This window comes from Pedobacter albus (assembly GCF_036324255.1).
Classification (GTDB): Bacteria; Bacteroidota; Bacteroidia; order Sphingobacteriales; family Sphingobacteriaceae; genus Pedobacter; species Pedobacter albus.
Window position 1 is genome coordinate 398616 of sequence record NZ_JAZDQT010000002.1, and the last position, 13882, is coordinate 412497.

11 protein-coding genes are annotated in these 13882 nt (G+C 44.3%); 7 read left to right on the forward strand and 4 right to left on the reverse strand.

Annotated elements, in window-relative coordinates; translation table 11 throughout:
* Positions 1 to 11: 11 nt before the first annotated feature.
* Positions 12 to 404 carry a DUF1573 domain-containing protein gene (locus VRU48_RS11655; protein ID WP_330108085.1) on the reverse strand — a complete coding sequence of 131 codons (393 nt, stop codon included), beginning with the start codon at positions 402 to 404 and terminating at the stop codon, positions 12 to 14.
* A 195-nt stretch (positions 405 to 599) separates the two neighbouring features.
* The gene (locus tag VRU48_RS11660; protein WP_330108086.1) at positions 600 to 947 is read right to left on the reverse strand and encodes a Spx/MgsR family RNA polymerase-binding regulatory protein; all 348 of its coding nucleotides are present in this window, start codon (positions 945 to 947) and stop codon (positions 600 to 602) included.
* 395 nt (positions 948 to 1342) lie between these two features.
* Between VRU48_RS11660 and VRU48_RS11665 the strand changes: the two genes are divergently transcribed.
* The 7 genes from VRU48_RS11665 to VRU48_RS11695 all read left to right on the forward strand — a co-directional run bounded on the left by VRU48_RS11665 (position 1343) and on the right by VRU48_RS11695 (position 12491).
* The gene (locus VRU48_RS11665; RefSeq protein ID WP_330108087.1) at positions 1343 to 2845 is read left to right on the forward strand and encodes a sensor histidine kinase; all 1503 of its coding nucleotides are present in this window, start codon (positions 1343 to 1345) and stop codon (positions 2843 to 2845) included.
* A gap of 84 nt (positions 2846 to 2929) precedes the next feature.
* Complete coding sequence (locus VRU48_RS11670; protein ID WP_330108088.1) at positions 2930 to 4438, forward strand: TlpA family protein disulfide reductase; 1509 nt, start codon at positions 2930 to 2932, stop codon at positions 4436 to 4438.
* A 1-nt stretch (position 4439) separates the two neighbouring features.
* Positions 4440 to 5786, forward strand: a complete 1347-nt coding sequence (locus VRU48_RS11675; protein ID WP_330108089.1) for a thioredoxin family protein — start codon at positions 4440 to 4442, stop codon at positions 5784 to 5786.
* Positions 5787 to 6464, forward strand: coding sequence for a LytR/AlgR family response regulator transcription factor (locus VRU48_RS11680; protein WP_330108090.1), 678 nt, complete (start codon positions 5787 to 5789; stop codon positions 6462 to 6464).
* 96 nt (positions 6465 to 6560) lie between these two features.
* A complete protein-coding gene (locus VRU48_RS11685) occupies positions 6561 to 10052 on the forward strand; it encodes a response regulator (RefSeq protein ID WP_330108091.1) in 3492 nt (1163 codons plus the stop codon).
* Positions 10053 to 10060: 8 nt separating this feature from the next.
* A complete protein-coding gene (locus tag VRU48_RS11690; protein WP_330108092.1) occupies positions 10061 to 10900 on the forward strand; it encodes a CheR family methyltransferase in 840 nt (279 codons plus the stop codon).
* Between the two features lie 4 nt (positions 10901 to 10904).
* On the forward strand, positions 10905 to 12491 hold the full coding sequence (locus tag VRU48_RS11695; protein ID WP_330108093.1) for a response regulator: 1587 nt from the start codon (positions 10905 to 10907) through the stop codon (positions 12489 to 12491).
* Positions 12492 to 12513: 22 nt separating this feature from the next.
* Here VRU48_RS11695 and pth read toward each other — a convergent pair whose 3' ends face one another.
* Together pth and VRU48_RS11705 are read right to left on the reverse strand one after the other, a co-directional pair.
* The gene (gene pth / locus VRU48_RS11700) at positions 12514 to 13074 is read right to left on the reverse strand and encodes an aminoacyl-tRNA hydrolase (protein ID WP_330108094.1); all 561 of its coding nucleotides are present in this window, start codon (positions 13072 to 13074) and stop codon (positions 12514 to 12516) included.
* Positions 13075 to 13228: 154 nt separating this feature from the next.
* The gene (locus VRU48_RS11705) at positions 13229 to 13807 is read right to left on the reverse strand and encodes a 50S ribosomal protein L25/general stress protein Ctc (protein WP_330108095.1); all 579 of its coding nucleotides are present in this window, start codon (positions 13805 to 13807) and stop codon (positions 13229 to 13231) included.
* Positions 13808 to 13882: the final 75 nt, after the last annotated feature.

The window sequence follows — 13882 nt, forward strand, 5'->3', positions numbered from 1 at the left end:
TTGCGCATCAATTATTTTGAAGTGGCCGCAGCTACTACTTCGCCTTTGATGATGATTGTTTTTACTGGATCTTTCGAGTTCGATTTAATGGTGGTTGCTTTGGTAAACACGCCAACCGCAGCCGCATTGTAAGTTAATTCTACAAAACCGCTTTCGCCTTTTTTAACCGGTGTTTGGGTGTATTTGGCTACGGTGCAACCGCAAGCTGGCTCTACCGCCGAAATGATCAATGGCTGATCGCCTACGTTTTTAAACTTCAAGGTTACGTTAACTGGTTTTCCTTGTGGGATTTTACCGAAATCGTGGGTTTCTTTTTCGAATTTGAATTCAGGCTGCACGTCTTTCATGGCCGTTACTGCGACAAAGCTTACTACAGCAGCAAATAGAACGATTAATTTTTTCATAATATTGATTTTAATGATAGTTGCATAGTCAAAAAGCCATGGGCTACCCTTATGTTACCCGATAACTACTGACGGTTAGGATGATTTAAAAACTTCTTTGCCATAAACCTACGAACAAAGTAGGCTATAATCCAAAAAACTTGTGGTTAATGAACAAAAAATTCACCAAATCTTCATTTTGTTCAGGCTTGTTCCTTATTTCAGCTGCGCCTGGTAGGCATCTTCGCTAAAACCGATCAGGATGGCCTTGCCGTTTTGTTCGACCACCGGGCGCTTAATGGCGCTGGTGTTGTTGATCAGGTAAGTTAATGCCTGATCGGCACTATTGATAGCGGCCTGTTGTTCTTTGTCGAGTTTTTTAAAGGTAAGGCCGTTTTTGTTGATTACTTTTTCCCAGCCAAAGTGGTTGAACCATTCGGTCAGTTTTTGGGCAGTAACGCCTTTTTTCTTAAAATCGTGGAACTCGAAATCGATATGGTTCGCCTTCAGCCAATCTTGGGCCTTTTTTACCGTATTGCAATTGGGTATGCCGTATAGGGTCATGTGTTGATAAATTTTGATACAAAGGCAAAGTTAGGAAAAGAAGTTTGGAGTCGGTTAACAGTTTTCAGTTGGCAGTTGCCAGTTAGCAGTTGTTAGTTCACAGTTGCCGGTTAGCAAATCCAACAATTTAGCAATTAATCAGTCGCCAACTGAACAATTTAACAATCCGATTAATCAAACTTCAGTTCGCAGTTACCAGTTAGCAAATCCAACAATTTAACAATTAATCAGCCATCAACTGAACAATTTAGCAATCCCATCCCCTCCAAAACAAGCTAAAAAATCGATCTTTGCCCATTCGTCACATTTATTCGGATATTGGTCACATTTTTAAAATAGATTGCCAATTGCGCCTTAACATTGTTCCATTAATTTAACCGCAACAAACCTAAGCCATGAAACTAAAAGAGCTGCAAAAAACGGAATTCTGGATCTCGACCGTTCTTTATGTCTTCGCTGTCCTGATGCTAATTACCTCCGCAGGCGGCCGTTTCTATAACGAAAACTATTACAATTTTAAAGGCGAGCACCTCAGCTATTCGTTTTTTTCAAACTACCTGGTGCCCGAATTGTTCAGGTATTCTATTCTTTATTTCAATTTCCTGTTCCTCAATTTCTATATCGTTCCGTCGTTCCTCAAAAAGGAAAACATTGTACTCAACTCGCTGCTCACCCTCATTATACTGGTAGGTTCTGGCTTTACCATCAGCATCTGCAAAACCTATACCGAGGCTTATACGCTGGTGCAATACGACGACATTCAAAACGCCTACAACCGCCTCTTCTTCGACGGATTTACGTACGAGCTGTGGGTGATGGTGATTGTTACGGCCTATGTGCTTTTAAAGGAATTTATCAATTACTTTATGGCCAACAAGCACGACAAGGCCTATAAAAACCAAATGAAGATCGATGCCGGCTTTGGCATTGCCTTTTGGTTTGTTGGACTGATGCTGTGGGTAGCCAGCAACGCCGTTATAGGCATCATTGTGATGTGGACCCTGGTTATTTTTGCTTCGATTACGGTTTTCATCTACTCGCTGTATTACCTGTTGCCAGAACTTTACCAAAAGAACAGAAAATTCAGCGTCTTTTTTGGCCAGCTGATCCTGTTGTCGGTTTTATTGGCCGTGCCGATGAGCCTGGTGGCTTTTTTGCTGATCCGCCCGCGGGGCGAAATCATTGCCATTACCTTTGCCTTCCACTTGCCTACCCAATTGTTGCTGACTGGTCCGTTAGCCTGGTTCATCTACAAAAGACGGATAGCCAACTCGGCCGAGCTTACTTCGCTAAAAACCGAACTGGGCAAGTCTGATGCCAACCTGAGCTTCCTGAAATCGCAGATCAATCCGCACTTCTTATTCAATGCCCTCAATACGCTTTATGGTACCGCCCTGCAAGAAAATGCCGAGAGAACCGGCGAAGGCATCCAAAAACTAGGCGACATGATGCGCTTTATGTTGCATGAAAACGTGCAGGACAAGATTTCGCTGACCAGGGATGTGGACTACCTCGAAAACTACATCGCCCTGCAAAAGTTGCGCACGTCCAGATCGGCCAACATTGTAATCGACACCCAAATCGAGGAACAGCTCAATAACCTGCAGATTACCCCCATGCTGCTGATTCCCTTTGTAGAAAATGCCTTTAAGCACGGCATCAGCTTACAGCATCCTTCGCACATTAGGGTTACCTTGCAAACCAAGGGCAGCACGCTTTATTTCGACGTGCACAATAGCATCCATATCAAGGCCGATAATGATCCCGAAAAGCTAAAGAGTGGTATCGGTCTGGTTAATGTAAAACAGCGCTTGGCATTGCTGTATCCTAAAAAGCACGAACTCATTATCAGGGAAAGCGCCAAGGAGTTCTTTATCCACCTGACTATAGAACTCTAAACACCCTCCAATTATCCCGGCAAATTCTATCCCTCAAGATAGAACAGGGATGGCTATGCCCAAACTTTATTTGATTACCTAACGATGAAACTCAAAAAAACCATTCTCATTTTATTGGCTTTGGCTCTTCCAGCCCTTTCTTTCGCACAGTTTAGACTGAACGGCAAAATAAAAGGCTATACTGGTACAGCAAATCTGCAGCTCAATATTCCCTTGGTTTATGGCTTCCACCAAGAAAACACTATCCAGTTTCCGATTGCCAAAGACGGCACGTTTAATGTTGCCGTTCCCATTAAGGAAACCAAACTGGCTACGCTGGTTTTCGAAGGAAAAAGATACAATTTGTTACTCCATCCCAATAAAACCCTGACTTTTGAGGCGAACACAGCTGATACCAGCCTGCGGTTGTTGGCAGGTACGGCACTGCCCGAAAACAAGTTGTTGCTGGCTATTGGATTTAAAGATTCTCCTTTCTTTTTAAACGACGACGGTAGCACGTTTAACAAACTTGCTTTAAACGGCCTTTTAGACAGCGTAGTGAAGCCTTTCAAGCTGGCAGAAGCGTCGAAAATCAACCGAGTTCAGGCTTCATCGCTCAGCAACAGCGATAAACAGATCATCAGCAACGAAATAGCTTACCGCGACTATTTCCTATTGGATATGTATGCCCGAACCGCAGGCCTGCAAAAAGCGACTATGGACAGTTTGGTTTTGGCTATATTCGATAAGGCGCCTTTAAAGCCCAAAACATTAATTGCCGGTTCGTATTATTACGATTTCATAGACAGCTATTTGAAATATATCGAAACCAAGGCATTCAAAAAAGTAAAGGAAGAGCAAATCCCATCTTCGGATCCGCTTCCCTATTATGGCATCAGCATGGATAGTGCTATGGTCGTCATCAAAAAAAACGGCAAACCTTATGGCATATGGATTGGGGCTTCCAAAAACCTACCAATGGCCGTAGTTGAACCTTTTACCTATCAGCAGCTCACCAATCTCTATAACGAAAAAAACCTTGGCCAACTAAGCGCTTTGGCCAAGGTCTTTAACCAGCAATTCCCCAATAGCATTTACAATAAAGACATCAAAGCCAAAACGGCATCTCTGCAAAAAATGCTTTCGGCAAATGCCAGCAACAAAAAAATCGAAATCGCAGAAGGCTTTGAAAAAATAAGTTCCATTGCCTCGGTAATTAAGCCATTAAAAGGCAAAGTGGTTTACCTCGACGTTTGGGGCACCTGGTGCGGACCCTGCAAGGAAGAACTTAAAAGCGTTCCCGCCCTCAAGGCCAGGTTTAAAGGCAAAGACGTAGCATTTGTTTACCTAGACATGGACGAAGACGACAAAGATGCCACCTGGCGCGAATTTATTAAGGTAAACGGAATGGAAGGCCTGCACCTGCGCAAAGGCAGAGCAAACATCGCTCCTTTTTGGAAGGAACTGTTAGCCAATGCCGAAGATAAAAGCGAATACTATCCGCAATTCTTCATCTTCGACAAAACGGGCAAACTGGTGGTGGCAAAGGCAAAACGTCCAAGCGACAAGGAAGAACTTTACCAGCAAATAGAAAATGTTTTAAACCAAAAGTAAGATGAAAGAGTACATCGCAACTTTATTGCTTTTATCAAGCATTTTAGCCGTTAAGGCACAAGAAAATGGCATCAATTTTCTTAAGGATACCAAATGGAACGATGCCCTGAGCATGGCCAAAGCCCAAAACAAGCTCATTTTTGTGGATGTTTATACCGATTGGTGCGGACCTTGCAAAACAATGGATGCTGAAATATTTCCCTTAAAAGTGGTGGGCGATAAATACAATCGCCATTTTATCAACTACAAACTGGATGCAGAAAAAGGCGAAGGCCCTGCATTGAAAGCGAAGTATAGCGTAAAGACCTATCCTAATTACCTCTTCATTAACGGCGATGGGGTATTGATTTACCGATCGACCAGCTCCATGCCAGCCAATGAGTTTTTATTGGTGGCCGATCAGGCATTAGCCGAAGCCAAACAGCCGGAAACCATTCTGCAGTTAGACGAGCGCTACCCTGCCTCGCGCAAAGACAAGGATTTCATGTACACTTATCTGCGCAGAAAAACCGATCTGAGGTCGGCTAATCCCGATTTGGTAGACGAATACATCGGTCTTTTAAACGATGCCGAAAAAGGCCAACTCAAAAACCTGCAGCTCATTTTAGACAATGGCGGCTTTTTGAGCAAAAACCTGCAATTGGGCATTGCAATTAATACTTTAATCGCACACAAAGATCAGTTTCCTTTGTTGCAGCAGCAAAACAAGGAAAGCCTACAAATGATTATCGACATGGCCAAAGAAACCACATTGGCCAAGGCAATTGCCAATAAAGATGAGCAATTGCTCAAAAGGGTGTTGGATTTAAGCCAAGGTTTTGAAAAAGACTTTGCCAATAACCGTTATACCATTGGCCTCTCCTATTATTGGGGCACCAAGCAAACCACCAAATATGTGGCCGAGGCTATGGCTTTTGCAGACCATCATTTGCTCAAAATACCTGCAGACACTTTAGACCTTTGGGACCAAAACTACCTCAAGCGGGCGACAGCCAGCGCCAAAAGCGCCCAAGATATGGCCCAATACAAGCACACGCAAACCATCAGGTATCTTCGCTTGCTGAACGACCTTGCCCAGAACATTGCTGTTGCCGCTCAAAAAAGGGAGCTGGAAGCTGCCAAAAAGTATTCGGACAAGGTGTTGAAAATGACGGCCACTGACCCGGAATACTACAAAAATGTTTGGCCCTTCTTTGTGCAGACCAATGCGGTAATCAACTACAAACTGGGTAACAAAGCGCTGGCCATTGACAAATTAGAAGCAATGATTGCACAACTGAACCAACCAAAAGCTACCGAATATTTTGCACCTTTGTTAAACAAAATGAAAGCCAACCAAAAACTTTAAATGATTGCCATTGCTATAGATGATGAACCCATTGCCTTGGATATTGTGGCCAGCCACGCATCCAAAGTGCCTTTTTTAGATTTAAGGGCCAGCTTTAACAATGCCTTTGAGGCCATCACCTATCTGCAGCAAAACAAAGTAGATCTTATTTTTCTCGATATCAAAATGCCCGATATCAGCGGCATCGATTTTTTAAAGGCCTTGAGCAAGCCGCCCATGGTTATTTTTACAACAGCCTACAGCGAACATGCCGTACAAAGCTTCGAGCTCGATGCCGTGGATTATTTGCTAAAGCCCTTTTCGCTTTCGAGGTTCTTAAAGGCCTGCAACAAAGCCAAAGAGCTGTTCGACCTGCGTGCACAAACGCCTAGTCAGCAAAGCGATTTTATTTTTGTTAAAGATGGCTACGAACAGGTAAAAGTATGGCTTAAAGACATCAATTACGTAGAGGCTTCGGGCAACTATACCCAATTTCATTTGGCTGGCAACAAGCTCATCAGCTCGCGGATTACCATTAACGAGCTGGCCGAAATCCTGCCCACAGCCCAGTTTGTGCGCACCCATCGGGCGTTTATCATTGCCAAAGACAAAATCAGCAAATACGACCGCAACCAGGTTTGGATCGACGAAAAAACCATTCCGATAGGCACTACTTATTACGACTGCCTAAAGCCTTAACCGGATTTCTGAACGGCCACGGTTTAAGCAGCTTAAGGCATCACTTGGGATTATGTATGTTTTAATCCTATCTTAGCCTTATAATTTTATTAATCGATGGTTAAGCTTTCTTTTAAACAACAGGTACTTACGGGTTTTGTTGTTTCGTTGCTCTTTGTTTTTATTTCGGCACTGACTTCTTATTTCAGCATCAAAGCCTTTTCCGAAAGCTCGCAATGGGTAAGCCATTCGCATGCCGTAATCAGCATTGCCGAGAAAACAGAAATTGAGTTGCTCAATGCCGAAACAGGCCTCAGAGGCTATCTCCTTACCGAAAAAGGAACTTATAAAAATCCCTACAACAAAAGCATCAACAGGATTATCCCAAGTATAGACCAGTTAAAAAAACTGACTTCTGATAATCCGCAACAAACCAAATTGGCCGACAGTCTGGAGTTTTATGCCCTGCAAAAGGTAGAGGACATGAAAACGATTGTCCAAAAGGTAAACAGCCAAGGCTTTGCGGCGGCACAGGCAAGGGCCATTGATAGCATTGGCCAAGTGTCCAAAGAAAATTTCCTCCGGATCAACAATGCCTTTATTAAAAACGAACAGGCCTTGCTCGATGAACGCAAGAGCAACAACGAAAGCAAAAGCCGCACCACTATTATCGTGGTCATTTTAAGCTCGGTGGTTATTTTTGGCCTTATCCTGTTCTTGTTGCGCTACATCAGGCGCACTTTCGACCAGCAAAAGGAAACCGAAAAAGAAATTTTGGAAACCAATAAAGAACTGGCCGAAATATCGGCACAAAACAAACACAACAACTGGCTTTTGAGCGGCGCAGCCGAAATTAACGAAGCCATGCGTGGCGAACAGGAGGTTGACGATTTGGCCAACAACATCATTTCAACCATTTGCAACTACATCGATGCACGCATTGGTGCCCTGTTTTTGGTCGACGACAAAAAGCAGTGGCTTTACCTGAGCGGCACCTATGCCTACGAGGGCCGACTTAAAAAGAACATCCGCTTTGGCGAGGGCCTGGTAGGCCAAGCGGCCCTAGAAAAAAAGACCAAGTACATCAAAGACGTTCCGAAAGATTATGTCAAAATCAGTTCTGCACTGGGCGAAACCGTACCCAACTATCTTTTTCTGGTACCGATTGTTTTTGAAGACAAAACCATTGCCGTAGCCGAAATGGGCTTTTTAATAGAACCACAGGCCAACAAGCTCGAACTGATTGCCAACATTGCCGAAAACATAGGCATTGCCCTCAACAGCGCACTGGCCCATTTGCAACTGAAACAGCTTTTTGAGCAAACCCAGCAACAGGCCGAAGAACTGGCCAGTCAACAAGAAGAACTGCGTACCACCAACGAAGAGCTGGTTTACAAAACCGAAGCGCTACAGGCATCGGAAGAAGAATTGCGGGTACAGCAAGAAGAGCTGCAACATGCCAATGCCGAACTCGAAGAAAAGGCACAGCAACTTGAAGAACGCAATGCTTCTATTAACCAGGCCAAAGAAGCCATTAGCCTCAAGGCACAGGAACTGGAACTGAGCAGCAAATACAAGTCGGAATTTTTGGCCAATATGAGCCACGAATTGAGAACGCCGCTAAACAGCATCCTCATTTTGGCGCGTATCTTAAAAGAAAACAGGCCGAACAACCTGCAGGAAGAACAGATCAAATATGCGGGTGTTATCCACAATGCCGGATCGGATTTGCTAACCCTCATCAACGATATTCTGGATCTTTCTAAAATCGAATCGGGCAATATTGACATCAACCTCCAACATGCCGATTTGACCGAGGTGAAACATAACATCGAATCGTTGTTTAGCGAGGTAGCCAACAACAAAAAAATCGATTTTGATATCCAGCTTGCGGCCAATCTGCCCCAAGAATTTACCACCGATCAAGGCCGCTTGGAACAAATCATTAAAAACCTGCTTTCGAACGCCTTCAAGTTTACGCCAGAAAAGGGCAAGATTAAACTCGACATCGGCCTGGCCCAAAACGCACAGTTTGGAGCAAACAGCAAGTTAAAAAACAGTGCCAATGTGCCTTTGTATTTTGCGGTTAGCGATACGGGCATTGGCATTTCCAAAGACAAGCAACGCGTTATTTTTGAAGCTTTTCAGCAGGAAGACGGCTCTACCAGCCGGAAATACGGCGGTACCGGCTTAGGCCTATCCATTAGCCGTGAACTGGCCAGCTTGTTGGGTGGCGAAATACAGGTAGACAGCGAGCCCGGCATGGGCAGTACGTTTACCCTGTACCTTCCGCAAGACTCGGTGGCAACCTCGAGCAAAGAAACCAAAAGCGAGCCTATCGCATCGCCGGCTTCCGTACAACCCATCAGCGAAAGCCTGCCAAACCTATCCATAGCAACACGCAGCCCGATAGAAGGCAAGCATAGTTTGCTCATTGTAGAAGACGACGAGAATTTTGCCGAAATATTAAAAGCCTATGCCATTGAAAAGGGCTTTACACCGATGGTGGCGCATAGCGGAGACCAAGGCCTGCAAATGGCAACCGAACTGCTGCCCGATGCCATTGTACTCGACGTAATGCTGCCGGTCATGGATGGCTGGACCATCCTTAAAAAATTAAAGGAAAACCCGGCAACGCAGCATATTCCGGTGCACATGATGTCGGCAGGCGACGAAAAAGTAGCCAAAGCCGAAAAAGAAGGGGCCATTGGCTTTTTAAAGAAACCAGTAGAAAAAGAAAAGCTAGACCATGCCTTCGAACTGTTGGGTCAGCAACACGCCTATACCTTTAACAACGTGCTGTTGGTAGAAGACCAAGTGCTGCAAAGCAATACGCTTAAAGAACAGCTCATCCAAAAAGGTGTCAAAGTTTCGCAGGCCTACACCGGCAAAGAAGCCATCGCTATTTTGGAAGAACAGACTTTCGATTGCATCATCCTTGATTTGAAACTGCCCGATATTTCTGGCTTCGACCTTTTAGACCAGATCAAGGCCAATCCGGCGTGGACGCACATTCCGGTCATTATTAACACGGCCATGGAATTGGATAAGGAAAAAATGGCGCAGATTATGCGCTATACCGAGGCCATGGTGCTTAAAAGCCAGAAATCTAACGACCGCCTGCTCGACGAGGTAAGCCTCTTTATGAACAGGTTGCAAAAACAGGGCAAGCATGATCAGGCAAGCCTAACGCCACAAGTGCCTGGCAAAAAAAGAGCCACCACGTTAGAGAAAGCCCTCAAAGACAAAACCATTTTAATTACCGACGATGATATGCGTAATATTTTTGCCCTTTCAAGTGCGCTACAATTTTACGAAATTAACATCGTCATTGCCAATACGGGAGTAGAAGCGCTTAAACGGCTGGAAGAACATCCACAAATTGACTTGGTGCTCATGGATATCATGATGCCCGAAATGGATGGCTATGAGGCCATGCGCCGCATCAGACAGGATAAGCAGTTTGAAAAGCTGCCTATTATTGCGCTTACCGCAAAGGCGATGAAAAACGACCGTGAAAAATGTATTGAGGCCGGAGCCAACGACTATATTTCCAAACCTGTTGATGTTGACAAGCTCTTGTCGATGATGCGCGTTTGGCTTAGCTAACTAGAACCATGAGAAACTTGTCTGATCCCACCAAGGAAACCATCTCCGAAAAAGAGCTGCATTCGTTGATCCACTTGATCAAAAAGGTGCATGGCTTCGATTTTGAGAACTACAGCACGGCTTCTTTAAAAAGACGGGTAAGCCGGATTATGGAGCTCGAAAGGTTGGATTATGCCGATTTGGTAAACATATTGACCAATGATCAGCATTATTTCGACCACTTTTTAACCGAAATTACCGTGAACGTTACCGAAATGTTCAGGGACCCTGCTTTCTACAAATCCTTTGCCACACATGCCATCCCCTACCTCAGTTCTTACCAACATATTAAAGTGTGGCACGCTGGTTGCTCAACCGGTGAGGAATTATATTCATTTGCCATTTTGTTTAAAGAGCACCATCTATATCAACGCAGCTTCTTTTATGGTACAGACATCAATCCAAATGCCCTTGAACAGGCCAAAGAGGGGATTTATGACCTGCGCCAAATGAAACTCTATTCGGAAAACTACCGCGCAACGGGCAGCATCCATTCGCTTGGCACCTATTACACGGCCAAGTACGATGCTGCTTCGATGATACGCGCATTGAAAAAAAACACCCTGTTTTCTGTACACAACCTGGTAACCGATGGCCCTTTCAACGAATTTCAGGTCATTGTTTGTCGCAATGTGCTGATTTATTTCAATACCCAGCTTCAAACCAAGGTTATAGAGCTCTTTTACAACAGCTTGGCCACTTTCGGCTTCCTGTGTCTGGGTAGCAAGGAAACCATCAGGAATACAGACCTCCTCAAACATTTTAAGGTCATCGATAAAAAAAACAACATCTATCAAAAAATAATATAGCGCTATGAATAAAATTAACCTCCTTATTGTGGATGATAAGGCTGAAAATATTGTTGCGTTAGAAGCGCTGCTGCATCAGGAAGATATCAATATCATCACCACCACCCTCCCTAACGAAGCCCTGCGCATTTGTTGGGAAAAGGACATTGCCATAGCCCTGGTTGATGTGCAAATGCCGGGCATGGATGGCTTTGAACTGGTCGAGATTTTAAAGGACAATCCGCGTACCCAAGAAATCATGGTCATTTTTGTAACGGCCATTTCTATCGAAACCAAATATGCCATTAAAGGCCTTAATGTTGGCGCCATAGATTACCTTTACAAACCACTTGATCCTTATATTACTTCGGCCAAGGTCGATTCTTTTATCCAGGTGGTACGCAGCCAGCGCGAAATCAAGCAGAAAAACCTGCAGCTGGAGCATTTTCAGGCCGACTTGATCAAGGCCAAGGAAGAAGCCGAACAAGGCAAAAGAGCCAAAGAAAACTTTATGGCACACATGAGCCACGAAATCCGCACCCCGATTAATGGCATTATCGGCCTCACCCATCTGCTCAAAAAAAGCAAACTCGACGAACAGCAAAAGGAAATGCTCGAACTGTTGGAGGTTTCATCCGAATCGCTTTTGGGCGTGATCAACGATATCCTGGACATCTCCAAAATCGAAGCGGGTAAATTCAGGATGAACTTTGCCGAAACCGACATCAGGCTGCTCACCACGCAGGCCACCAACCTGCTCAACATCAGGGCCAAGGAAAAAAACATTGCTTTGGTATTAGACCTAGATGAAAACCTACCAGATGTAATTATTGCCGATTCGCTCAGGCTGAACCAGATTTTTATGAACCTGCTCAGCAATGCCATTAAGTTTACCAACGAAGGCGAAGTGAGGTTCAAAGCCGAAGTGCTGAACAAAAAAAGCAACAACGCACATATCCGTTTCTCGATATCAGACACCGGAATTGGCATTGCCGCCAATTTTAAGGACAAGATTTTCGAATCGTTTGAACAAGTTGAAGACCATCGCATTTCGAGATATGGCGGTACCGGCTTAGGCCTTTCTATTGTGAAAAAACTGGCCGAACTGAAAGGCGGCGTACTCGAAGTTGAAAGCGAAGAAGGCAAAGGCAGTACCTTTAGCTTTACCAAATGGTACGAATTTGTGGAGGGCAAAAAAAATGCAAAGGAAAGCGATGTAGCTACCGAACTGCCAAGTTTGGAAGGCGTGCGCATACTGATAGCCGAAGACAATCCCATCAACAAGTTCTTGGTGGTAAAGATTTTGGAAGCCTGGAAAGTAACTACGCACGTAGCCACCAACGGGCAGGAAGCTTTAGATGCGCTCAGAGAAAACGACTACGACCTGATTTTAATGGACACTTACATGCCGGTAATGGATGGCTTGGAAGCAACCAAGAAAATAAGGGCCGGCTATATACCAGGCAAACAATACATTCCGGTTATTGCCTTTTCGGCAGGAGTGTTAGATATGGATCGTGAAATTGCCATTGAGGCAGGCGCCAACGATATTGTAGGCAAGCCCTTTAAGCCCAATGTGCTGCATCAGAAAATAAGCCGCTTTACCCGATAAGCTTAAAATAAAGGGACGGATTTTATTTGTTGTAAAGGGTCATGGTTTGCGCCGCGCCAATGGTGGCAAAACTTTTGATCATGGTTACAGCTTTATTGATTAAGGTTGGCAGTTCTTTTTGCTCGTCTTTATCAAAGCGACCCAATACGTATTCGGCTTGTTGGCCCTTTCTAAAGTTATCGCTAATGCCGAAGCGCAGGCGGGCGTAGTTTTGTCCGCCACAAAGTTCTTCTATGCTTTTAAGACCGTTGTGGCCAGCGCTGCTGCCCTGTAGTTTCATCCTGAGCTTGCCCAAAGGCAGGGCCAGGTCGTCAACCAGCACCAACACGTTCTCGGGGGCTACCTTCAATTCCTTCATCCAGTAGTTTACGGCCTTGCCGCTCAGGTTCATATAGGTACTAGGCTTAATGACATGCAGTTTTTTGCCCTTAAAGCTTACTTCGGCATAATAGGCCAATTTAAGCAGCTCAAAGCTGCCATCCTGCTCTTCTACCAGCTTATCGGCAATGTTAAAGCCAATGTTGTGGCGTGTATCTACATATTCTGGCCCAATATTTCCGAGGCCCACAATCAGGTACTTCATGGCGCAAAGATAAGAATCAGTTGGCAGTTTTTTTGGCGGTTTTTTATGCACACTTTCGAAGTTTTAAAAACTTCGAAAGTGTAATCAAGCTGGCCAACAAAAAAGCGGCACAAAATTTCTTCTGTACCGCTCTGTTGCATACTGCTATTGGAGATTATTTTCCTTTAGCTTCGTTTTCTGCTTGTTTCAATGCTCTTGACATACCTACAGAAACGATAGTATCTTCTGGCGTGTTGGTTACGAAGTAATCCGCAGCTTGCAAATCGCGTACGCGGAACAAGTTACCAACTTCCATTTTGGCAATGCTTACCTCAACTACTTGTGGCATGTTTTTAGGCAATGCTTTCAAGCGTAGTTTACGTAATTTTTGAACCAATTTACCACCCATTTTAACACCTGGAGAAGTTCCGGTCAATTTAACTGGAATTTCCATCATGATTTCTTTGTCGTCAAATAACTGCAAGAAATCTACGTGCAATAACAAGTCGGTTAGTGGGTGAAATTGCGTATCTTTTACGATAGCTTTTACTTTTTTACCGTCTACTTCGATTTCAACAAAGTTAGCTTCTGGCGAATAGATAGCTTCGTTCAAGTCGGTTCTGGTAATTGAAAAGTGCACTTGCTCTTTACCACCATACAATACCGCAGGAACTTTACCTTCGTAGCGAAGTTCTTTGGCATCGCGTTTCCCTACGTTCTCTCTAAGAGAACCGCTAATTGCGATTGTTTTCATTTTTGATATATATATATTAATTGTTATTAATTCTTCTTTAGTTTGGCACTTGGCGCTAAGCGTTTTGAACGCTGT